We start from the raw sequence: 22,073 nt of genomic DNA, 5'->3' as shown, positions 1-22,073 counted from the left end.
CGACCCGAAATCTACGCTCACCAGGCGACCCGCGAAACGAGGAGCCCATGGGAATCCAGAGAATCGAATCGGTCACCTACAGCGTCGAGGATCTCGACGAATGCGTCCGGTTCTTCGACGACTTCGGGCTCTTCCTGGTGGAGCAGACCGACGAGCACGCGGTGTTCGAGACGCTCACCGGGCAGACCCTGCACCTCGACACCGCGCCCGGCCCGCTGCTGCCGCCGGCGGTGGAAGCCGGACCCACGCTGCGCGAGGTGGTGTGGGGCGTCGACACCCCGCAGGAGCTGGAGCGGCTGGCGGCGGCGGCAGGCCGCGACCGCGCGGTCCGGAAGGACGCCGCCGGCGTGTTCCACACCGTGGACGAGACCGGCTTCGGGGTCGGTCTGACCCTGGCCAGGCCCAAGCCCGCGGCCTTCGCCCCCCGGACCGCCAACGCGCTGGGCAGCGTCAGCCGCTGGAACACCGCCCTGGAACCGATCGCCCGCGTACACCCCCTGCGCATGTGCCATGTCGCCCTGAACATCCTCAAGGAGGGCCGGGAGGAGGCCGTCGCGTTCTATGTGGAGCGCCTCGGTTTCCGGCCCACCGACGTGGTCGAGCCCATGGGCGTCTTCATGCAGGCGCCGGGCGACGAGGACCAGCACACGATGCTGCTGTGCCACCGCCCCGACAGGGCCGGCGTCAACCACATCGCGTACGAGGTCCCCGGCTTCGACGATGTGATCGAGGGCGGCAACTACATGATCGACCACGGCTGGCGCGAGGCCCGCAGGCTCGGCCGCCACACCGTCGGTTCGAACGTCTTCCGGTTCGTGCACGCGCCCTGCGGCGGGCGGGTCGAGTACGCCGCCGACATGGACCGGGTCGACGACTCGTACGAGACCCGCGTGCACGAGACCACACCGCCCCACCACATCTGGGCGCTGCGCACCAACCGCGACCAGCAGGACGCCTCCGCCTCCTGACCGACCTCCCCGGCCCTCCGCCGGGGGACCCCATCTCGCTTCACACGCCAGCCTGAGAGGGCACCCACTCATGACCTCCGACCACGGCTACCCCGCCGTCCGCATGTACATCGCGGGCGAGTGGTGCCAGGGCGGCACCGGACGTACCGCCCCGATCGTGAACCCGGCCACCGAGAAGGTGATCGGAGAAGTACCCCTCGCCACCCTCGCCGACCTCGACTGCGCCCTCGACGCGGCCACCGAGGGGTTCCGGACCTGGCGCGACACCCCGATCGCCAGGCGCTCCGCCATCCTGCACGCCGCCGCCGACCTGATCACCGAGCGGGCCCCCGAGATCGGCCGGATCATGGCCCAGGAGCAGGGCAAGCCCCTCAAGGAGGGCACCACCGAGGCCCTGCGCACCGCCGACACGCTGCGCTGGCACATCGAGGACGCCCGCCGCGCCTACGGCCGGATCATCCCGTCCGCGCCCGGAACCCTGCTCACCGTGCGCCGCGAACCGGTCGGCCCCGTGGCCGCCTTCGTGCCGTGGAACTTCCCTGTGGGCGGCCCGAACCGGAAGCTCTCCTCCGCCCTGTCCGCCGGCTGCTCGATCGTCATCAAGGCGTCCGAGGAGACCCCCGGCACGGCCGCCGCGCTGGTGGCCTGCTACGCCGACGCCGGGCTGCCGGCCGGTGTGCTCAACCTCGTCTTCGGCGAGCCGGCCGAGGTCTCCGCCCATCTGATCCCCTCGCCGAAGATCCGCCTGGTCGCCTTCACCGGCTCGGTCCCGGTCGGCAAGCTGCTCGCCGCCAAGGCGGGCGAGGTCATGAAGCCGACGCTGATGGAGCTGGGCGGCCACGCCCCGGTCATCGTGTGCGCGGACGCCGACCCGGTGAAGGCCGCCCGCAAGGCCGCCCAGGCGAAGTTCTTCAACGCCGGCCAGGTGTGCACCTCCCCGAGCCGCTTCTTCGTCCACGAGAGCATCGTGGAGGAGTTCACCGCCGAGTTCGTCAAGGCCGCCCAGGCGGTGACCGTCGGCGACGGCCTCGACGCGGACACCACCATGGGCCCGCTGGCCAACGAGCGCCGGCTGCAGACCATGGAGCGCCTGGTCGCCGACGCCGTCAGCCGCGGTGCCAAGGTGCTGACCGGCGGTGAACGCCTGGAGCGGGACGGCTACTTCTTCGCCCCGACCGTGCTCACCGACGTCCCCGCGGACGCGGACGTGCTGCACGAGGAGCCGTTCGGCCCGCTGGCGCCGATCGTGCCGTTCACCGACCTGGACGAGACGCTGGCGACCGCCAACGCCCTGCCCTACGGCCTGGCCGCCTACGGCTTCACCGAGTCCGCCGCCACCGCCGAGAAGCTGTCGAACGAACTGGAGGCCGGCATCCTCTCCGTCAACCACTGCGGCGGCTCCGTCAGCGAGGCCCCCTCCGGCGGCGTCAAGGAGAGCGGCTACGGCAGGGAGGGCGGGCCCGAGGCCCTGGACGCCTACCTGATCACCAAGCGTGTCTCCCACCTGCTGGCGGGCTGAGGCGCGATGAAGTACACCCGCGTCTCGGTCGGCGGAAGAGCGGTGTGGGGCCGCCTGGGGGAGGAGGACATCGAGCTGCTGTCCGAGTCCCCCCTGGAGCCCTCGCTCGGGGGCGAGCCCACCGTCATCGGCACCGTGCCGCGCGCCACCGCGACCTGGCTGCCCGTCGTCGTCCCGCCCGTGTTCTACGCCGTCGGCATGAACTACCGGCGGCACATCGAACACGCGGCGAAGCTCGGCAACCCCGCGGCCGTGATCCCGGATCACCCCGAGGTGGGCTACCGGGCCAACAACGCGCTCACCGGCCACCGCTCGCCCATCGTCAAACCGGCGGGCGTGCAGGGCCGGTTCGAGGCCGAGCCCGAACTCGTCGCGGTCATCGGGCGCACCCTGCGGCACGCCACGTACGAGGAAGCCCGCAAGTCCGTCTTCGGCTGGACGATCGGCAACGACGTGAGCGCCCGCACCTGGCAGCACCAGGACCGAACCTTCTGGCGCAGCAAGAACAGCGACACGTTCAAGCCGATGGGGCCCTGGATCGAGACCGACGTCGACGCCCTGGCGCAGACGACCACCCTCCGCGTCAACGGAGAGGTCCGCGCGTCGTTCCCGACCGGCGACATGGTCTTCGACCCCTTCGACTACATCGTCGAGATCACCAAGCACATCACCATGCACCCGGGTGACGTGCTGTGGATGGGCGCCGAGTCCACCTGCCAGATCGAGGCGGGCGACACCGTCGACGTCGAGATCACCGGTATCGGCGTGCTCTCCAACCCCGTACATCCCGAAGGGAAACACGCATGAGCAACGCACCCCGCTACATCCACCACGTCAACTTCCCCACCACCGACTCCGACCGGACCGCCGAGTGGTACGCGAAGGTCTTCGGGATGAAGCGGATCATGCCCAAGTCCAACACCCGTGTGGTGCTGATGACCCGCGGCAACTTCGACCTGCACTTCACCCCGGTCGAGGAGATGGAGCGCATGGCGCCCTATCACTTCGCCGTCGAGGTCGACGACTGGGACGACTTCCTCGCCCACCTCAAGGAGCTGGGTATCCGTCACACCCGCCCGATCGAGCGCCCCGAGAACCAGTCCAAGTTCTGCTACATCCACGACCCCGACCACACCATGATCGAGCTGGTCTGGCACGGCAAGCGCCCCAACTGACCGCGCACCGCAAGGACTTCACTTCCCCGTACCACGAGGAGTTCACCCCCATGCCCATCGCCGACTCCGACGGCACCTCCATCTACTACGAGCGCCACGGCAGCGGTCCGGCGATCCTGTTCGTGCACGGCAGCGGTGGCCATCACGCCATCTGGTGGCAGCAAGTGGCCGCGCTGCGCGAGGAGTTCACGGTCGTCACCGTGGACCTGCGCGGCTTCGGCAAGTCCGACTCGTCCATGCCCGAGTTCGACGGCCAGGACTTCCCCGGCGACCTCATCGCCGTACTCGACCAGGAGGATCTGACCGACGTCATGCTCGTCGGCCAGTCCATCGGCTCCGTCGCCGCGCTGCGCGCCGGTCTGCTGCGCCCCGAGCGGGTCAGCTCCGTCGTCCTCGGTCACTCGCTCGGCGGGATCAGCCACCCCGAGCTCAAGGAACTGGCCGCAGCAGACCGCGCCGAGGCCGTCAAGCTGCCGGTGATCGACCGCCTGCTCACCAAGAAGTTCCAGCAGGAGCGGGCCGACCTCACCTTCCTCTTCCAGCAGATGGGCACCTTCAACGTCGCCAAGATGCAGGACCTGCGCAACCTCGACACCAACGGCCCGTCCCTGGACGACATCCAGAACTCGGGCGTGAAGGTCGCCTTCCTGGCCGGCGAGAAGGACGCGGTGCTCAGTGTGAAGACCGTGACCCGCGCACACGAGCTGCTGGCCGGCTCGCACCTGGAGATCGTCCAGGACGGCCCGCACTCCATGTACTGGGAGACGCCCGAGCAGTACAACGCGGCCGTCGCCGACCTCCGCCGCACCCTCACCGCACAGAAGGAAGCCGCATGAGCAGCCTCACTCTCGACGCCGCCGAAGAGATCGTCGACGCCGCCCTGAAGCGCGCCCAGTCGCTCGGGAAGGCGGTGAGCGTGGCCGTGGTGGACGCCGGCGGCTTCGTCATCAGTGTCCGCCGCTCGGACGGGGCCCGCCCCCTCACCCCGGACATCGCCCGCGCCAAGGCCTACACCGCGGCCATCATGCAGCGGCCCGGCAAGATGCTGAAGAAGTGGCAGGAGAGCCAGCCGGTCTTCTTCTCCCAGCTCTCCCAGCTGCCCGGCGCGGCCCTGCCGATCATGGCCGCCGAGGGCAGCGTCACCATCAAGAAGGACGGCGAGATCATCGGCGGCCTCGGCATCGCGGGCGGCACGGCGGACGAGGACCAGCAGGTCGCCGACGACGTCCTCGAATCCCTCGGCTACGAGCTGGAGTTCGCCGCCTGGGGCGTCGCGGGCAAGCCGGCGGAGCACGCGGGGCACGCCGAACACGCGGAGAACACCGAGAAGGGGGCCTGAACCATGGCGGATACCTTCAACTACCGCATCGACCACCACGGCAGCCTGATCCGCCCGGCCACGCTCCTGACGGCCCGCGCCGCGGGTGACGCCGAAGCCCTGGCCGAGGCCGAACTCGAGGCGGTCACGGAGGTGGTGGCCTACCAGCGCAGGCTGCGCACCACGGTCGTCACCGACGGCGACTTCCCCCGCGAGGACTTCCGCAGCGCGGTCTTCGACGGCGTCTCCGGCTTCCGGCGGACCGACGAGGAGACCCCCGACGGCCTGCCCCGCTGGGTGGCGGAGTCCCTGCCGAAGGCCAACGGCCCGCTGCTGGCCGACTGGGCCGGCCGGCTCGCCGAGCTGACGGTGATCGCCCCCAAGGCGTCTCTGCCGTCCCCGGCCTACCTGGCCGCCACCACCTTCGAGCCCGAGCTGGCGGCGTCGGGCGGCCCCGCCTCGGCCCGCGAACTCGGCGAGGCCCTGGCGGAGATCATCCACGCGGAGATCGAACTGCTGGTCTCCCGGGGCGTGCGCCTGATCCAGCTGAACAACCCGCTGCTCCTCGGCCACATCGCCGCGGACCCGGCCGCACCCGGCGCGCTGTCCTTCGAGGACGCGCTGGCCGTGGAGGCTTTGGCGGTACGCCTGGACGAGCGCCCCGAGGGTGTCCGGATCGGCGTCTCTCCCGGCTGGCAGGCGCCCGCCGCGGTGGACCGGGCCCGGGCCGAGCGCCTGTACGGCGAGGTAGCGGCGGACCGCTGGATCCTGCCGTACGACAAGGGAACCGAGGCTGAACTCGACCTGCTCAGGGCGCTGCCGGAGGACCGGGACGCGTGCCTGGGCGTCGTGGACGCGACCGCGCCCGAACTCGAGGACCTCGACACGGTGATGGCCCGTATCGACGCCGGCGCCGAGATCAAGGACATCGAGGACATGGCCCTCGCGCCGTCCCGCGGCTTCGCCGACTCGGCCGCCCGGCCGCTGCTCGGCGCCGAGGACCAGCGGCGCAAGCTGGTCCTGGTCGAGACCCTCGCCCGCTACTGCTGGGGCAACGAGTTCTGACCCCTGGTCAGCGAGGGGCCGGGAAGCGCATCCGCGCTTCCCGGCGGGGCCTCAGAGGACCTCTGCGAAGGTCACGGTCCGCTCCGTCAGGATCGGCAGCACGCACCCCAGGATGAGCTCGGCGAAGTGGTCCGCAGCCTTGTGCGCCTCGAAGCCGGCACGGTCGGTGTACTGCTCGTAGAGCATGAACGAGCCCGGCTGGTCGACCTCCGCGTGCACCTCGTAGGCGAGGTTCGCGCGCTCGGTCGGCGTGAGGTCGCGCATCTTCAGCAGCGCGGCGCGTACGGTCGCCTCGTCGGCGGGTGCGCACCGGTAGTGGGCGACGACAGCGAATGCCATGTGTTTCCTCCGGATGAGTGTGCGGTGATACCCGCCGATTCCAGCATGAATCCCCTGATGGGCGACCTGCGCGGAGCGAAAGCTATGTCTGCCGCCGCGGGGCTGGTCGCCTGGCCCCCCTGTCGTGTGTTGTCGTTCCGACCCCTGGCCGTCCCGTCCGATCCGGTCCGATCCGGCCCACGGCCGTCCATCTGGTTCACCGCGGCCCCGCACCGCGGCAGACGAGAGAAGTGATCTTCATGCGAACCCTGGAAACGCTCTCCGGCGGAGAGTGGGTGGCGACCGGCGAGTGGATCGACGTCCACGACCCCTCCGACCTGCGCATTCCCGTCGCCCGAGTCCCCGCGCTGAGCGCCGCCGACGTCACCCGCGCCTACGACCACGCCGAGCAGGGCTTCGCCGTCTGGAAGCGCACCAGCCCCTTCGAGCGTGCCCGGATCATGACCGAAGCGGCCCGGCTGCTGCGCGAGCGCGTCGAGCAGATCGCCGAGGACGTGGCCACCGAGATGGGCAAGACCCGCGCCGAGGCGACGGGCGAGACCATCAAGGCCGCCGACTTCCTGGAGTACTACGCGGGCATCGCCCGCCAGGGCTACGGCACGCTCGTGCACGACGTACGCCCGGACACCCGCACCCACCACCAGCGCGAACCCCTCGGTATCGTCCTCGCGATCACCCCGTGGAACGACCCGCTGATCACCCCGGCCCGCAAGCTGGCGCCCTGCCTCGCGGCCGGCAACGCGGCCATACTCAAGCCGGCCACCGACACCCCGCAGGCCGCCCTGCACTTCGCCCGCGCCCTGCACGACGCGGGCCTGCCGGCCGGCGTCCTCAACGTGGTCACCGGCCGCGGCTCACAGATCTCCGAGCCACTGCTCTCCGACCCGCGCCTGGCCGCGCTCACCTTCACCGGCAGCAACGAGGTCGGCGAGAGCCTGCGCGCCCGACTCGCCCACAGCAACGTCCGCTTCCAGGGCGAACTCGGCGGCAAGAACGCCACCGTCGTCCTCGCCGACGCCGACCTGGGCGCCGCCGCCAAGGCCGTCGTCGCCGCGGGCTTCGCGCAGGCCGGGCAGCGCTGCACCGCCACCAGCCGGGTCATCGTCGAACGGTCCGTGTACGAGGAGTTCACCGCTCTGCTGCTCGCCGAGGCCGCCGCGCTGCGCGTCGGTCCGGGCCTCGCCGAGGGCACCACGATGGGGCCACTGGTCAGCGCCAAGCAGCGCGACAGCGTCGTGTCCGACATCGAGCGCGCCGTCAAGCAGGGTGCGACGGTCCTCGCCGGCGGCGACCAGCCGGCGGACGAGGCCCTCAGCCACGGCTGTTACGTCAATCCCACGGTGCTCGGTGACGTGACCCCGGATCTGGACATCTGGCGCGAGGAGGTGTTCGGACCGGTCGTGGCCCTGCGCCCGGTGGACTCCTTCGAGGAGGCGGTCGAGGCGGTCAACGACTCCGTCTTCGGTCTCGCCGCCGCCGTGTTCACCCAGAACCTGGGCGCCGCGTACCGCTTCGCCGACGAGGCCGAGTGCGGCCAGATCGCCGTGAACACCACCACCTCCGGCTGGGACGTCCACCACCCCTTCGGTGGCTTCCGCGACTCCGGGTCGCCGTTCAAGGAGCAGGGCGAGGAGGCCCTGCGCTTTTATACCCGCGTCAAGACTGTCGCCATCCACTTCGGTGCCTGACGCTCTTGAGATCTGACGTCAGGAAGCAAAGGAGGAAGCCGATGGCTGACGAGACGATCGGCATCGTCGGGGCCGGCATCGTGGGTCTGGCCACGGCCCGCGAGATCGCCCTGCGCCGCCCCGGCACCCGTGTCGTGGTGCTGGAGAAGGAGCAGGAGGTCGCCGTCCACCAGACCGGGCACAACTCGGGCGTGGTGCACGCCGGGATCTACTACGCGCCGGGCAGCCTCAAGGCCGACCTGTGCGTACGGGGCGTATCCGTCCTGCGCGAGTACTGCCAGGACCGGGGACTGCCGTACGAGGAGATCGGCAAGCTCGTCGTGGCGGTGCGCCAGGACGAACTGGGCCGGATGGAGAGCCTCTACGAGCGGGCCCGGAACAACCACGTACCCGATCTGCGGAAGATCTCCAAGGAGGAGATCAAGGAGCTCGAACCCCACGCCGGCGGCATCGCGGCCCTGCACTCCCCGCGCACCGCGATCACCGACTACCCGGCGATCGCCCGGGAGTTCGCCAAGGACATAGAGGCCTCGGGCGGCGAGGTGAGACTCGGCTTTCCGGTCACCTCCATCACCAATGTCCCGGGCGGCATCGAGGTGGGCTCAGGGCAGGAGAGGGTCCGGGTCGACCGGCTGATCCTCTGCGCGGGCCTCCACTCGGACTCCGTCGCCAAGCTTGCCCAGGACAAGAAGGAGCCGAAGATCATCCCCTTCCGGGGTGAGTACATGCTCCTCAGGCCGGAGCGGACGGACCTGGTGCGCGGGCTCATCTACCCGGTCCCGGACCCGCGTTACCCCTTCCTCGGTGTGCACTTCACCCCGCGCGTCGACGGCTCGGTGGAGGTCGGCCCCAACGCCGTCCTGGCACTCGCCAGGGAGGGCTACAGACTCGGCAGCGTCTCGCTCAAGGACCTCGCCGGGCTCGCCGCCTACCCCGGCGTGTGGAAGATGGCCGCCCAGCACTGGAAAACGGGCATCAAGGAATACCGCGGCTCACTGTCCAGGGCGGCCTTCATGAAGGACGCCAAGCTGTACGTCCCTGGCGTCGGTGTCGCGGACGTGGTCCGCGGCGGGGCCGGTGTACGCGCCCAGGCGCTGGACCCGGACGGCACGCTCGTGGACGACTTCCGCATCCACCGGACGGGCCGGATCACCGCCGTCCGCAACGCGCCCTCGCCGGCCGCCACGGCCTCCATGGCGATCGCCGAGCACATCGTCGACGCCGTCTTCGGCGACGCCCGCGCAACCTGAAAATGCCCTGCGTGCAGCGCACTTCCGCGCAAGTACTGCTTGCATCCCCAGGACTCGGCAAGGCCTCACGACCCGCCTAGCGTTCCTTCCGCACCACCTCACCACCCCCTTCGGCAGAAAGAGTTGAAGACATGTTCGTTGTCGACACCCAGATCCACATCTGGAAGGAAGAGACCCCGGACCGCCCCTGGGTCCCGGGCGCGCGGGAGCGCATCCGCCTCAACGGTCACCGCGAGGAGGCGTTCTCCTACGAGGAGGCCCTGGAGCTGATGGACGAGGCCGGCATCAACCGGGCGCTGATCCTGCCCCCCTCCTGGGAGGGCAACCGCATCGACTACGCGCTGGAGGCGTGCGAGGCGCACCCGGACCGCTTCGGCATCATGGCCCGCGTCCCGCAGGACAACGAGGTCGAGGGCACCGCGATGCTCAAGGACTTCGCGCAGAACCCCTACATCAAGGGAACCCGGCTGACCTTCCACCGGCCGCAGGACCGCAACTGGATGATCGACGGCACCAACGACTGGTACTGGCCGGTCGCCGAGGAGCTCGCCGTCCCGACCATGGTGCACGCCCCGATCTGGAAGCGTGAGCTCGGCCAGATCGCCGCCAAGCACCCCGGCCTGAAGATCATCATCGACCACATGGGCATCATGGCCCGCTGCGTCGACGACGCGATCGGCTACTGGGTCGCGGAGACCGCCGACCTGGCCAAGCACCCCAACATCTACGTCAAGGTCTCGGCCCTCCCCGGCTACTCGACGCAGCCCTTCCCGAACAAGAACATCGAGCAGTACGTGCGCGAGATGGTCGACAAGATGGGCCCGGAGCGCTGCTTCTACGGCACCGACATCACCCGCCTGCTCGGCCACGGCATCACGTACACCGACACCGTCGAGCAGTTCACCAAGCACTACGACTTCACGCCCGAAGAGCTTGAGTGGATCATGGGCCGCGGCATCAGCGAGGTCCTCGACTGGCCGATCGAGGGCTGAGGAAGCAAGAGAGATGACGGACACCAAGAACACTCCAGGCGTCGACGGCGGTGACGCCGTCGTCTCCGCCTTCAACGCCGTCGGCGCCGACTACATCTTCTGCTCATCGGGGTCCGAATGGGCCCCGGTCTGGGAGTCCCTGGCCCGGCGCCACCGTGACGGTGAGCCCGCGCCGGAGTACCTGGACCTCACCCACGAGACGGTGGCGGTCGGCATGGCCACCGGCTACGGGCTCGTCACCCGCCGCCCGCAGGGCGTGCTCCTGCACGCGGCCCCCGGCCTGCTCCAGGGTTCGATGGCGGTGCACGGCGCGCTCCTGGCCGGCGTTCCGATGGTGGTCACCTCCTCGGAGTCGACCACGTACGGCGACGGTCCGGGGCAGGACCCGGGCGGCCAGTGGTACCGCAACCTGTCGATCGTGGGCGGCCCGCACCAGATCGCCCAGCCGTTCACCAAGTGGTCCACCGAGGCCGCCAGCGTCCACACCCTGCCCACGATGATCACGCGGGCGGCGGAACTGGCCTGGCGGGCGCCCGCGGGCCCGGCGTACCTGAACATCCCGCTGGAGATCCTCCTGGAGGAGTGGGACGGCCGCCAGGCCAAGCCCATCGTGCCGCCGGGCTCCACGCACAGCTCGCCCGAAGAGGTCGACCCGGTCGCCCAGATGATCCGCGAGGCGAAGAACCCCGTGATCGTCACGGAGACGGCCGGCCGTGAGGCAGGCGGCTTCGAGGCTCTCGTCGCCTTCGCCGAGGCGTGGAACATCCCGGTCGTCGAGCCCGACTCGGCGGTGTGCGGCAACTTCCCGCGCACCCACCCGCTGCACGCGGGCAGCGACATCGGCCCGTGGATGGACGAGGCGGACCTCATCCTCCTCGTCAACTGCCGCGCGCCGTTCTACCCGCCGTCGCGCCGCCCGTCGAAGGCACAGATCGTCGTCATCGACGAGGTGCCGCAGCGCCCGCATGTCGTCTATCAAGTTCTGTTCGCGGACAGGTACTTGGAGGGCAACGTCGCCAACACCCTGCGCCAGCTCGCCAAGCGTGCCAAGGATCTCGACGTGGCCGCCGTCACTGCGCGGCGCGCGGCGCAGGAGGAGCGGCACGCCGACGAGCAGGCCGCGATCGCCGCGGCCGAGGCGAAGGCGGCGCAGGCCGAGGGCATCGACCCGGTGCTCGTCGCCGCGACGCTGCGCAAGCTGCTCGACGGGCAGGACGCGATCGTCGTCGACGAGACCATCACGCACAGCCGTGTCGTCAAGCGCCATGCGCTGACCTCCGACCCCGACTCGTACTTCTATGTGCAGGGCGGGCTCGGGCAGGGCATCGCGGTCGCGCTCGGCGTCAAACTCGCCGCCGGGGACCGGCCCGTGGTGCTCACGATCGGCGACGGCGCGTTCACGTACAACCCGGTGATCCAGTCGTACGACGCCGCCAACGCGTACGGGCTGCCGGTGCTGATCGTGGTCTTCAACAACCGCGTCTACAAGTCGATGAACCTCAACCACCGCAGGTTCTACCCCAACGGCGCGGCGGCCGACACCGGCGAGTGGCTCGGCACCGACCTGCACCGGCTGCCCCGACTCGCGCAGTTCGCCGAGCCGTTCGGCATGCACACCGAGACCGTCGACGCGCCGGACGCGCTCGCCCCCGCCCTGGAGCGCGCGCTCAAGGCTGTGGCGGAGGGCACCACCGCCGTCGTCGACGTTCTCGTCACCCGCTGACCCAGGAGGCTCCCGCCACCATGTCCGACACCCCAACCCCCAAGCCGGGCAAGGTCCTTGTCCCCGCCGAGGACCTGCGCACCTTTGCCGCCGCTCTCCTGGAGAAGGGCGGTCTCAGCCCCGAGCACGCGGCCACCACCGCCGATGTGTTCGTCTGGGCCGCGCTGCGCGGCGTCGACTCCCACGGCATCGCGCGCGTTCCCGCCTACCTGGAGCTGCTCGCCAAGGGCGTGGCCAACGCCAAGCCCGAGATCAAGGTCGAGTCGGGCGCGTCCGCGGTCGCCGTCCTCGACGCCGACCGCGCGCCCGGCCCGGTCGCCCTCAGCGCCGCCGCCGCAGAGGCGGTGACCCGGGCCAAGGCGGCCGGTATCGCCGCCGTGGGGGTGCGCCGCACCGTCCACACCGGCGCCATCGGCTACTACGTGTCGAAGATCGCCGAGCAGGGTCTGGTCGGCATCGCCTTCGTCGCCGGGATGCCCAACATGGGCTACACCGGAGTCAAGGGCGCCGCCGTGGCCACCAGCCCGCTCGCCATCGCCGTACCCGCCGAGGCGCACGCCCCGCTGCTCCTCGACATGGCCACCGCCACCATCGCCCTGGGCAAGATCCGCCAGGCCAAGGCGAGCGGCACCCCGCTGCCCGAGGGCGCCGCCGCCACCGAGGACGGCACCCCCACCACCGACCCGGAGAAGGCGGTCATGCCGCTGCCGCTGGGCGGCGCCAAGGGGTCCGGCATGTCGCTCGCCTTCGAGCTGCTCACCAGCGTGCTGGTCGGAGCACCGATCTTCGCGGGCTTCCACTCCGACGATCCCCAGGGCCGCAAGCACCGCCAGAACGCCCTGCTCATCGCGATCGACCCGGCGGCCTTCGGCGACGCGGACGGCTTCACCGCGGCCGTCGACGGCACGCTGAGCACCCTCAAGGGACTTACGCCGGCGGACGGCGCGGAGGGCGTGTTCTACCCCGGTGAGCGCAGCGCCTCCGTGGCCGTGCAGCGGTCCGAGAAGGGGGTGCCCGTGGCGCCGAAGGTGTGGCGTGAACTGACGGAGAGCGCGGGCAGGTTCGGCATCACGCCGCCCGAAGCCCAGTAGGGGGACCGGCACAGACTCCACGAAGGGGGATGGAGGGGCAGACGGCCGGGGCGTCCGATGTGCGGCGGGCGCCCAGGCCGCCTCGTCCGTTCCGGCAGGCCCAGCCGCTGCGGCGGCCTTGAGGGAGCCCGTACGCTCAACCGGCGTCGGGCTCCTAGGAGTTGACGGCCTGCCGCACATGCCGCGCGATCAGGGCGTAGACCTCCCGGGCCTTCACGTCGTCCTTGCCGTCGTAGCCGTGATCGGCCTGGGGCACGTCGTGGTGTTCGACGAGGGCCCCGGCCCGCTGAAGGCGCTCGGAGTACCGCTCGCCCTCCGCCTTGAGGAGGTCGAACTCCGCCGTGATCACCAGGGCCGGGGCGATGCCCTTGAGATCGGCGGTGTCCGACGGATGGGCGGGCGACACCAGCCGGTCGGCGCGCTCGCGCGGGTCCGGCACGTACGAGGTGTCGAAGACCTCCGCCATCCATGGGCGCAGCAGCGGCTTGGCGATGGCGGCGTGCTTGTCCTTGGCGCTCGTCACTAGGTCGAGCGGCGGGTAATGGAGAACCTGGAGCGCGATCGAGGGCCCGCCCTCCTCAAGAGCCTGACGGGCCACGGCCGCGGCGAGACCGCCGCCGGCGCTCTGTCCGCCCATCGAGAGCCGGCTGCCGTCCCAGCCGTGCTCGCCGCCGTGCCCGGCGATCCACCGGACGACCTCGAACGCCTGTCGCGGCGGGGCGGGAAACGGGTGTTGCGGGGCAACGACGTAGTCCACGTTGAGCACGGCCACCCCCGCCTCCGCGGCGAGGCAACGGCACAGCGGGTCGTCGAGCTCCGTCAGGGGCAGGACGTAGCCGCCGCCGTGGAAGTTGACGTGCACCGGCGGAGGCGGACCCTCGCTCTTGGGCAGGTACACCACGACACGCGCCGGTCCGAACGAGGTCGGCACCGTCAACTCGCGTACGGTGCGCGGGAATTCGGGGAGACGGTCATGCGAAGCGGCCGCGGAACCACGGCCGCTCGGGCGCCGGTCAGCCATCAGGGCAAGACGCTGCATCGATTTGGCGGCGAAGGAGGCCACCGCGGGCCGGGCGAGGAGAGACATACGGTTCCGTTCGTCGAGCCGCGTCCGTCAATCAACAGGATTCCTGGCAATTGGTTGGCCGATGCTAGCACGGGCGGTCGAATCTTCTTAGGTGCGTAGGGAGTCGCCTTGAATACCGTGACCGAGGACGGCGCTGCCGCCACTCCGGACACCAGGCCGGTGTCGATCCGGACAAGGTCCCTTCAGTGCGGCTTCGGAGGACTTCTCGTCCGCCGCGTATGCGATCGCTCCACTGGGTCTCCTCGAACACTGGCGCCGCGAGCACGACGTCAAGGCGGACTTCGCCCGACCTCCTTTGAAGGCCCTGTCGCCCGAGCAGCGCGCCTCCTGGGGTGGCCCCGACTCACGCGAGTTCTTCCCCGCGGCCAAGGACACCCACCTCGCGGTGGAGCGGGAGAACGGCAACCTGCTCTACATCCTCGTCAGGCCCGGTGGCACGCTGATCCGGCACCGAGTACGAGCCGCACAAGGCACCCGCGGCCCGCGGCCCGCCGCCCGGCGCACCCTCACCGAGGCGGGCCTCGCCGACCTGGTAGACCTCCGGGTCGGCGACGCCCCAGACACGCTGAGCCGCGACCCCGCCTCGCCCCGGTCGGCTACTGGAAATCGCAGCCGGGATTGGCCGCGTCCTCGGAGAAGGGCGCGCCGTGGGGCAGGACGTAGAGGACGTCCAGGACCAGCGGGGTGGTGCCGAGGTTGCGTCCGATGTGGACGTGATCGGGACCGGGAGGCTCGGTGAGGGAGTCGCCGGCCTGGTAGCGGCCGTCGAGTGCACAGGTCGAGTCGAAGTGGCTCAGGGTGCCCTGCTTGACGTACGCGTACAGGGTTCCGTCGTGGTAGTGCCAGCCGGTCGCCTGGCCGGGCGGGACGGTGATCTCCCGGAGCGTGTAGTCGGTGCCGCCGACGGTGGTCTGCGCGATGATCCTGCCGCTGACCCCCGGTCCGGGAGGAGTCGCGTGGGCGGGGACGGCGACGAGCGACAGGCAGAGGGCCGCGGTGGTGGCCAGCCCGGAGCGGAGCAGCGCGCGCATACGTGAAGTCCCTTCAGCGGACGACGAGTCGGCGTTCTCCGTGGAGTGTGACGTAACCGAACCCAGGGATTCCCGGACTTGGTCACATCGACACCATCGGCGCCAGTGGAACATGGGGCCGTATCGGTGTGGCGGATGAAGCATGTCGGCAACATGCCGAACAAAATTGTTGACAATCTTGTTGGTCTAGATTTACGTTCGACAGGCACTCACTCAGGGAGGGCGCAATGCAGAAGGAAGCCCGTCCAGGCACCGGAGAGCAGGCCAAGCAGCACGCACTGGTGCGGCTTCGGCAGGCGATCCTGCAAGGCGAGATGGCACCGGCCCAGCGGCTGGTGGAGAACGAACTCGCCGAGCAGTTCGATGTCACTCGGGCCAGCGTCCGGGCGGCGCTGATCGAGCTGGAATCGGAGGGACTGGTCGAGCGGATCCGCAACCGCGGATCGCGGGTGCGGGTGGTGACGGTCGAGGAAGCGGTGGCCATCACCGAGTGCCGCATGGCCCTCGAAGGACTGTGCGCGGCCAAGGCGGCCGTCGCGGCCAGCGATGAACAGCTCGCGGAGCTGAGCGACTTGGGCAAGGCGATGTCCAAGGCGGTCGCCGACGGTGAGCCGGTGACGTACTCCGAGCTCAATCACGAAGTGCACGCCCGGATCAGGGAGTTCTCCGGTCAGCAGGTGGCCGTGGAGCTCCTGGAGCGCCTCAACGCTCAACTGGTGCGCCACCGTTTCCAGTTGGCCCTGCGGCCGGGGCGTGCCCAGCAGTCCCTGAGTGAACACCTGGACATGATCGAAGCGATCAAGTCCAGGGACCCGCAGGCGGCCGAAGCGGCCGTCCGCGTCCACCTCGGCAGTGTGATCGACGCGCTGCGCGACTGACGTACCGCGCGGCTGACGCGCTGTGCGACGGGCGAGGCCGAGGCGGGCGCGCATCTGTCCACCAAGGAGATTTCTGCAATGACGCACGGCAAAGCGCCCGCCACCCCACGATCGACGCTGGTCGTCACCGCGCATGCCGGGGACTTCGTGTGGAGGGCCGGGGGAGCCATCGCCCTGGCCGCCTCCCGCGGTGAGAAGGTCACCATCGCGTGCCTGACCTTCGGCGAGCGCGGCGAGTCGGCCAAGGCGTGGCGCGAGGGCAAGAAGCTCGAGGAGATCAAGGCGATACGCCGCGAGGAGGCCGAGAAGGCCGCCTCCACCCTCGGCGCCGAGGTGCGCTTCTTCGACGCCGGCGACTACCCGCTGATCGCCACCGCCGAGCTGACCGACCAGCTGGTGGCCGTCTACCGCGAGACCCAGCCGGACGTCGTCCTCACCCACCCGGTCGAGGACCCCTACAACGGTGACCACCCGGCCGCCAACCGGATGGCGCTGGAGGCCCGCGTCCTCGCCCAGGCCATCGGCTACCCCGGCCCGGGCGAGATCATCGGTGCCCCGCCGGTCTTCTACTTCGAGCCGCACCAGCCCGAGATGAGCGGCTTCAAGCCCGAGGTGCTCCTCGACATCACCGAGGTCTGGGAGACCAAGCGCAAGGCCATGGAGTGCCTCGGCGCCCAGCAGCACCTGTGGGACTACTACACCGACCTCGCCGTCCGCCGCGGTGTCCAGCTCAAGCGCAACGCCGGTCCGAACCTGGGCCTGGCCCACAAGACCATGGCCGAGGCGTACATGCGTCCCTACCCGCAGATCGCGAAGGAGCTGGCATGAGCGGCGTGATCATCACCAACCCGCCGAAAGCGGACGCGAAGGACGTCGAGGCGATCGGCGGATACGGCACCGCCACCGTCCACGAGGCGATGGGCCGCACCGGCCTGCTCGGCACCCACCTCCGCCCGGTCCAGCAGGGCACGCGCGTCGCGGGCACCGCGGTCACCGTGCTCTCGTGGCCGGGCGACAACCTCATGATCCACGCGGCCGTCGAGCAGTGCGGCGAGGGCGACATCCTGGTCGTCACCACCACCTCGGCCTCCACCGACGGCATGTTCGGCGAGCTGTTCGCCACCGCGCTCCAGCAGCGCGGCGTGCGCGGCGTGATCATCAACGCGGGCATCCGGGACACCGCCGAGCTGCGCGAGATGGGCTTCCCGGGCTGGTCGGCCGCGGTCAGCCCGCAGGGCACGGTCAAGGCGACCGGCGGCTCGATCAACGTTCCGGTGGCCATCGGCGGCCAGATCGTCCGCCCCGGCGACGTGATCCTCGCCGATGACGACGGTGTGGTGTGCGTGCCCCGCGAGACCGCCCGCCAGACGGCCGAGGCGTCCGAGGCCCGCGAGGCCAAGGAGGCCGGAGCCCGCGCCGCCTTCATCGAGGGCCAGCTGGGCCTTGACCGCTACGGACTGCGCGAGACCCTCGTACGACTCGGTGTGACGTACCAGTCCTACGACGAGTACGTGCGGGACGGAGCTCAGCCGTGAGCGGGCCCGAGGAGGTGCGCTGCATGCTGATGCGCGGCGGCACCTCCAAGGGCGCCTACTTCCTGGCCGAGGACCTGCCCGCCGACACCGCCGAACGCGACGACCTGCTGCTGCGTGTCATGGGCAGCCCCGACCCGCGGCAGATCGACGGCCTGGGCGGGGCGCACCCCCTGACCAGCAAGGTGGCCGTGGTCTCCGCCTCGGCCCACCCCGAGGCGGACGTCGACTATCTCTTCCTCCAGGTCGTCGTCGACAGGGCGGAGGTGTCGGACCGTCAGAACTGCGGCAACATCCTCGCCGGGATCGGCCCGTTCGCCGTTGAACGCGGACTGGTCGCCCCGGGCGACGGGCAGACGTCCGTACGGATCCGGATGGTCAACACCGGTGACTTCGCGGTCGCGAGCTTCCCCACCGAGGGCGGACGCGTCGTGTACACCGGCTCCGCCGAGATCTCCGGAGTGCCGGGGACCGCGGCGCCGGTCGTGATCGAGTTCCCGCAGGGGAGCAGTCCGCTGCTGCCCACCGGCCACGCCCGCGACCTTGTCGCGGACACCCCCGTGACCTGCGTGGACAACGGCATGCCGACCGTCCTGATCGCGGCCTCCTCCCTCGATGTCACGGGCTATGAGGCGCCCAAGGACCTTGAGGAGAACCTGACCCTCGCCGACCGGCTCCGGGAGATCCGGCTGGACGCGGGCAAGCTGATGGGCCTCGGTGACGTCGAGAACGCCACCGTGCCCAAGCTCACCCTGCTGGCGCCGCCGCGCGGCGACGGCGCCGTCATGACCCGCACCTTCATTCCGGTGCGTTGCCACACCTCCATCGGAGTCCTCGGCGCCGCGAGCGTCGCCGCCGGGCTACGGGTGGAGGGCGGCGTCGGACAGGCCATGGCACGCCTGCCCGAGAGGGGGGACCGGCTGCGCATCGAGCACCCCACGGGGTTCCTCGACATCGAGGCCGGTATCGAGTACGGCCCTGACGGGGCCCCGGCGGCCCGGCGCACCGCCGTCGTACGCACCGCCCGAAAGATCTTCGACGGCACGGTCTTCCCCCGGCCGGCCGGAGCCGCACATCACCTTTAAGGAGGCCTCATGGCCCCGCCGCTTGGCGACATCGCCCACATCGGGCACGTCGAACTGCTCACCCCCGACCTGGACGCCAGTGTCCGGTTCTTCACGGAGTACCTCGGCCTGACCGAGAACGGCCGCTCCGGAGACTCGGTCTATCTGCGGACCTGGGACGACTACGAGCATCACAGTCTGACCCTCACCGCCCATACGACATCGGGCATCCGCCGCACCGCCCTGCGCGCCTCCAGCGAGGAAGCCCTCCAGCGACGGGTCAAGGAGATCGAGAGCGCCGGTGGCCAGGGCCGCTGGGTCGAGGACGAGCCCGGTATCGGGCCGCTCTACGTCACCACCGACCCCGACGGCCATGAGATCGCCCTGTACTGGGAGAGCGAGTGGTACCAGGCACCGGAGCATCTGAAGCCGGGCCTGAAGAACCAGCCGCAGGCCAAGCCCGGTCACGGGGTGGGCGTGCGCCGCTTGGACCACGTCAACTTCCTCGCCTCCGACGTCGCACCCAACGGCGACTTCATCCGCGACGCGCTGGGGGCTCGCCCCACCGAGCAGATCCAGCTCAACACCGGCAAGATCGCCGCCCAGTGGCTGACCTTCAGCAGCAAGTCGTACGACATCGTCTACACCGAGGACTGGACGGGTTCGAACGGACGCCTGCACCACATCGCGTTCGCCACGGACACGCGCGAGGACATCCTGCGCGCCGCCGACCTCGCCATCGACACCGGCGTGTTCATCGAGACCGGCCCGCACAAGCACGCCATCCAGCAGACGTTCTTCCTGTACGTCTATGAGCCGGGCGGCAACCGTATCGAGCTGTGCAACCCGCTCACCCGCCTTGTCCTGGCCCCCGACTGGCCGCTGGTCACCTGGACCGAGGACGAGCGGAAGAAGGGCCAGGCCTGGGGTCTGAAGACCATCGAGTCCTTCCACACCCACGGCACGCCGCCGGTCTGCTGACTGGCTGAGCCTTGTCCGCTGATGGCCATCTGGTCATGTGAGCGAATAAAACAAGCCATCGCGGAAGCGTGGGCGGCACTGCGCATTGTGCCGCCCGCGCCTGTTTCACCTGTTCTTCAGCTGCTTGCGGCACCGTCAGGACGGTGGCCGGATCGTTTCTAAGATTGTTGACAAAATCGTTGACACTCCCGGAACGAATCCTTAGCGTCTGGGGCACAATCGGGTCAGCCGCACGAGCCGCGTCGACCCGCCTCACCGATCCCCCTTCCAGGGCCAACGCTTCCTGGACGAGAGGAAACAACGATGTCCTCCTCCCTCGCCCTGCCCGCTCGCGGCGGCAGAATGGCCGCGCTTGTCGTCGGCCTCTGCTGGCTGGTCGTCCTCTTCGACGGCCTCGACATGTTCATCTACGGCTCCGTGCTCCCGCACATGATGGAGACCAAGGCCCTCGGCATCGACCCCGGCAAGGCCGGCGACGTCGGTTCCTACGCCACCTTCGGCATGCTGATAGGCGCCCTGTCCTCCGGCACCGTCAGCGACTGGGTGGGCCGCAAGAAGACGATCATCGTGTCGACCGCGGTGTTCTCCCTGGCCTCCGCCGTCTGTGCCTCCGCCTCCAGCCTCGGCATGTTCAGCTTCGGCCGGTTCCTGGCGGGCCTCGGTCTCGGCGGCCTGCTGCCGAGCGCCATCACCATGGTCACCGAGTACGCCCCCCGCGGCCGCCGCGCCCTGATCGTCGGCTCCCTGATGACCGCGCACCAGGCGGGCGGCATCGTCGCCGGCTTCGTGGCGCTGTGGACCGGCGACTGGCGCGTCTCCTTCTGGATCTGCGTGATCCCGCTGTTCATCGGTGTCCCGCTGGCCGCCAAGTTCCTGCCCGAGTCGATGGCCTTCCTCCAGGCCAAGGGCCGCACCGCGGACGCCCAGGCGCTCGCCGACCGCTACGGCGTCGAGCTGGCCGCCCGTGACAAGGAGCGCCCGGCCGCGACCGAACGCTTCAGCGCGCTCACCGCCCTCTTCCGCGGTGGCCAGTGGGTCCAGACCCTGCTCTTCTGGCTGGCCTCCTTCGGCGGCCTCCTGCTGGTCTACGGCGTCTCCCAGTGGCTGCCTTCGCTGATGAAGGCCAACGGTTACGACCTCGGCTCCTCGATCGGCTTCGTCATCGTCATCAACCTCGGCGGCATCGTCGGCATGCTGATCGGCGGCCGGCTCACCGACAAGTTCGGCGGCTCGCGCATCTCCGCGATCTGGTTCGGCGCCACCGCCATCGGCATCTACTCCCTCAGCATCAAGATGGCGCTGCCGCTCACCTACACCGTCGTCTTCCTGACCGGCATGTTCCTCTTCAGCGCCCAGGCGATGATCTACGCCACCGTGGCGCACCGCTCGGACGACGACAACCGCGCCACCGCGGTCGGCTGGACCTCGGGCATGGGCCGCTTCGGTGCCGTCTTCGGCCCGTGGCTCGGCGGCCAGCTGCTCGCCACCGGCTCGACCACCGCGGGCTTCACGGCCTTCGCCGTCGCCGGCGTGTTCGCCATGGTGATGGTCAGCCTGACCGGCCTGCGCCGCGTCCACTCGGCGGCGCCGCAGAGCACCACGCAGCAGCAGCTGACGCCCACCGGCTGATCCGGAGGGGCGAGGGACACGCGCCTGGGTGGGGCCTGAGGGGGCCCGGCCCGGGCGCGTGCGTGTATACGGCCGGTGCGCGTGCGCGTACCGGCCTCTGAATTTCTCGGCAGCGGATCGGCGCCCACGGCGCAATCGCACCCGAACCGCAGCGCGAGGCGGTGCCGGCCGTCGGCTGACACACCCGCCCCACCACGAAGAGCCGGCCCTCGGACTGGGTGTCTCAGATCAGACTGAGCTGTTCTCCCGGAGCCTGCGGCAGGAGGGCGTTTCGCAACGCGGAGATGGTTGCTCGCCAAGGGCCGTGCTCGCCGCTTTCATCCCAGAGTTCCATGAGCTCGGACGGCTCGGCGACGACTCGGTCGAGGGCGTGGACGGCGAGCTCACGCAGGTCGGCGGGTAGCTCGGGGATGGGCAAGTCCGGCCCGTAGACGGTGGTGATGGGATCGCCTCCGGGGCACTGTGCGGCGACCAGGGCCGCCGCGGCGACTGCCTCCACGGAGATGTCCTGGTCGAGGTAGCCGTGGGTGTCGACCGTGCGGACCAGCGCCGCGCGAATGATGCCTTCCCGCTCGCCTTCGGGTGCCTCGTCGAGGGTGTAGGAGAAGTCCGCGGCCGTGTCGTTGTCGAAGGGTTCGACGTCCCAGGTTCCCATGATCTCTCCCGCTCGTGTGATGTCCGGGCATCGTGTCAGCAGGCAGTGACAACGGCGCACGATCCTGTGCCCCCCGACGTCAGTCGCG

22 protein-coding genes are annotated in these 22,073 nt (G+C 70.2%); 18 read left to right on the top strand and 4 right to left on the bottom strand.

The window, feature by feature from the left end:
* Positions 1 to 47 precede the first annotated feature (47 nt).
* From AB5J50_RS05090 to AB5J50_RS05060, 7 genes are all read left to right on the top strand, one after another.
* On the top strand, positions 48 to 968 hold the full coding sequence (locus tag AB5J50_RS05090; protein WP_369255279.1) for a VOC family protein: 921 nt from the start codon (positions 48 to 50) through the stop codon (positions 966 to 968).
* A gap of 70 nt (positions 969 to 1,038) precedes the next feature.
* On the top strand, positions 1,039 to 2,487 hold the full coding sequence (locus AB5J50_RS05085; RefSeq protein ID WP_369255277.1) for an NAD-dependent succinate-semialdehyde dehydrogenase: 1,449 nt from the start codon (positions 1,039 to 1,041) through the stop codon (positions 2,485 to 2,487).
* A 6-nt stretch (positions 2,488 to 2,493) separates the two neighbouring features.
* A complete protein-coding gene (locus AB5J50_RS05080; RefSeq protein WP_369255275.1) occupies positions 2,494 to 3,294 on the top strand; it encodes a fumarylacetoacetate hydrolase family protein in 801 nt (266 codons plus the stop codon).
* Complete coding sequence (locus AB5J50_RS05075; protein WP_327426397.1) at positions 3,291 to 3,662, top strand: VOC family protein; 372 nt, start codon at positions 3,291 to 3,293, stop codon at positions 3,660 to 3,662. Before AB5J50_RS05080 ends, AB5J50_RS05075 begins: the two co-directional genes overlap by 4 nt.
* Before the next feature lie 50 nt (positions 3,663 to 3,712).
* Positions 3,713 to 4,498 (top strand): alpha/beta hydrolase, encoded by a 786-nt coding sequence (locus AB5J50_RS05070; protein WP_327426396.1) that lies wholly within the window; start codon positions 3,713 to 3,715, stop codon positions 4,496 to 4,498.
* The gene (locus AB5J50_RS05065) at positions 4,495 to 5,001 is read left to right on the top strand and encodes a heme-binding protein (RefSeq protein WP_369255272.1); all 507 of its coding nucleotides are present in this window, start codon (positions 4,495 to 4,497) and stop codon (positions 4,999 to 5,001) included. Before AB5J50_RS05070 ends, AB5J50_RS05065 begins: the two co-directional genes overlap by 4 nt.
* A 3-nt stretch (positions 5,002 to 5,004) precedes the next feature.
* On the top strand, positions 5,005 to 6,045 hold the full coding sequence (locus tag AB5J50_RS05060; protein ID WP_369255270.1) for a methionine synthase II (cobalamin-independent)-like protein: 1,041 nt from the start codon (positions 5,005 to 5,007) through the stop codon (positions 6,043 to 6,045).
* Between the two features lie 51 nt (positions 6,046 to 6,096).
* On the opposite strand, the gene AB5J50_RS05055 is transcribed toward AB5J50_RS05060, so the two are convergent.
* The gene (locus AB5J50_RS05055; RefSeq protein WP_369255268.1) at positions 6,097 to 6,384 is read right to left on the bottom strand and encodes a putative quinol monooxygenase; all 288 of its coding nucleotides are present in this window, start codon (positions 6,382 to 6,384) and stop codon (positions 6,097 to 6,099) included.
* Positions 6,385 to 6,623: 239 nt separating this feature from the next.
* On the opposite strand from AB5J50_RS05055, the gene AB5J50_RS05050 reads away from it, so the two are divergent.
* The 5 genes from AB5J50_RS05050 (at position 6,624) to AB5J50_RS05030 (ending at position 13,128) form a co-directional block, all read left to right on the top strand.
* Positions 6,624 to 8,072 (top strand): aldehyde dehydrogenase, encoded by a 1,449-nt coding sequence (locus tag AB5J50_RS05050; protein ID WP_369255266.1) that lies wholly within the window; start codon positions 6,624 to 6,626, stop codon positions 8,070 to 8,072.
* A gap of 41 nt (positions 8,073 to 8,113) precedes the next feature.
* The gene (gene lhgO, locus AB5J50_RS05045) at positions 8,114 to 9,322 is read left to right on the top strand and encodes an L-2-hydroxyglutarate oxidase (protein ID WP_369255264.1); all 1,209 of its coding nucleotides are present in this window, start codon (positions 8,114 to 8,116) and stop codon (positions 9,320 to 9,322) included.
* 131 nt (positions 9,323 to 9,453) lie between these two features.
* The gene (locus tag AB5J50_RS05040; protein ID WP_327426390.1) at positions 9,454 to 10,314 is read left to right on the top strand and encodes an amidohydrolase family protein; all 861 of its coding nucleotides are present in this window, start codon (positions 9,454 to 9,456) and stop codon (positions 10,312 to 10,314) included.
* Between the two features lie 13 nt (positions 10,315 to 10,327).
* Complete coding sequence (locus AB5J50_RS05035; protein ID WP_369255262.1) at positions 10,328 to 12,037, top strand: thiamine pyrophosphate-dependent enzyme; 1,710 nt, start codon at positions 10,328 to 10,330, stop codon at positions 12,035 to 12,037.
* 20 nt (positions 12,038 to 12,057) lie between these two features.
* Complete coding sequence (locus tag AB5J50_RS05030) at positions 12,058 to 13,128, top strand: Ldh family oxidoreductase (protein ID WP_369255260.1); 1,071 nt, start codon at positions 12,058 to 12,060, stop codon at positions 13,126 to 13,128.
* Positions 13,129 to 13,282: 154 nt separating this feature from the next.
* On the opposite strand, the gene AB5J50_RS05025 is transcribed toward AB5J50_RS05030, so the two are convergent.
* Positions 13,283 to 14,215, bottom strand: a complete 933-nt coding sequence (locus tag AB5J50_RS05025; RefSeq protein ID WP_369255258.1) for an alpha/beta hydrolase — start codon at positions 14,213 to 14,215, stop codon at positions 13,283 to 13,285.
* 596 nt (positions 14,216 to 14,811) lie between these two features.
* Positions 14,812 to 15,246: a cupin domain-containing protein gene (locus tag AB5J50_RS05020; RefSeq protein WP_369255256.1), complete on the bottom strand. Its 435-nt coding sequence runs from the start codon at positions 15,244 to 15,246 to the stop codon at positions 14,812 to 14,814.
* A 227-nt stretch (positions 15,247 to 15,473) separates the two neighbouring features.
* Here AB5J50_RS05020 and AB5J50_RS05015 point away from each other — a divergent pair, with 227 nt between their 5' ends.
* The 6 genes from AB5J50_RS05015 to AB5J50_RS04990 all read left to right on the top strand — a co-directional run bounded on the left by AB5J50_RS05015 (position 15,474) and on the right by AB5J50_RS04990 (position 21,330).
* Entirely contained in the window at positions 15,474 to 16,124 is a 651-nt protein-coding gene (locus AB5J50_RS05015; protein ID WP_327426382.1) for a GntR family transcriptional regulator, read from the top strand.
* 78 nt (positions 16,125 to 16,202) lie between these two features.
* On the top strand, positions 16,203 to 16,952 hold the full coding sequence (locus AB5J50_RS05010) for a PIG-L deacetylase family protein (protein ID WP_369255253.1): 750 nt from the start codon (positions 16,203 to 16,205) through the stop codon (positions 16,950 to 16,952).
* Positions 16,949 to 17,659, top strand: a complete 711-nt coding sequence (locus AB5J50_RS05005) for a 4-carboxy-4-hydroxy-2-oxoadipate aldolase/oxaloacetate decarboxylase (protein WP_369255251.1) — start codon at positions 16,949 to 16,951, stop codon at positions 17,657 to 17,659. Before AB5J50_RS05010 ends, AB5J50_RS05005 begins: the two co-directional genes overlap by 4 nt.
* Positions 17,656 to 18,741: a 4-oxalomesaconate tautomerase gene (locus AB5J50_RS05000; protein ID WP_369255249.1), complete on the top strand. Its 1,086-nt coding sequence runs from the start codon at positions 17,656 to 17,658 to the stop codon at positions 18,739 to 18,741. Before AB5J50_RS05005 ends, AB5J50_RS05000 begins: the two co-directional genes overlap by 4 nt.
* 9 nt (positions 18,742 to 18,750) lie before the next feature.
* Positions 18,751 to 19,701 (top strand): catechol 2,3-dioxygenase, encoded by a 951-nt coding sequence (locus tag AB5J50_RS04995; RefSeq protein ID WP_369255247.1) that lies wholly within the window; start codon positions 18,751 to 18,753, stop codon positions 19,699 to 19,701.
* A 303-nt stretch (positions 19,702 to 20,004) separates the two neighbouring features.
* Positions 20,005 to 21,330, top strand: coding sequence for an MFS transporter (locus AB5J50_RS04990; protein ID WP_327426377.1), 1,326 nt, complete (start codon positions 20,005 to 20,007; stop codon positions 21,328 to 21,330).
* A 223-nt stretch (positions 21,331 to 21,553) separates the two neighbouring features.
* Here AB5J50_RS04990 and AB5J50_RS04985 read toward each other — a convergent pair whose 3' ends face one another.
* Positions 21,554 to 21,985: a DUF4259 domain-containing protein gene (locus AB5J50_RS04985; protein ID WP_369255245.1), complete on the bottom strand. Its 432-nt coding sequence runs from the start codon at positions 21,983 to 21,985 to the stop codon at positions 21,554 to 21,556.
* Positions 21,986 to 22,073 lie beyond the last annotated feature (88 nt).

It is taken from the genome of Streptomyces sp. R35 (genome assembly GCF_041053035.1).
GTDB classification, from domain to species: domain Bacteria; phylum Actinomycetota; class Actinomycetes; order Streptomycetales; family Streptomycetaceae; genus Streptomyces; species Streptomyces lutosisoli.
This window is presented reverse-complemented; position numbering and strand designations above follow the sequence as displayed.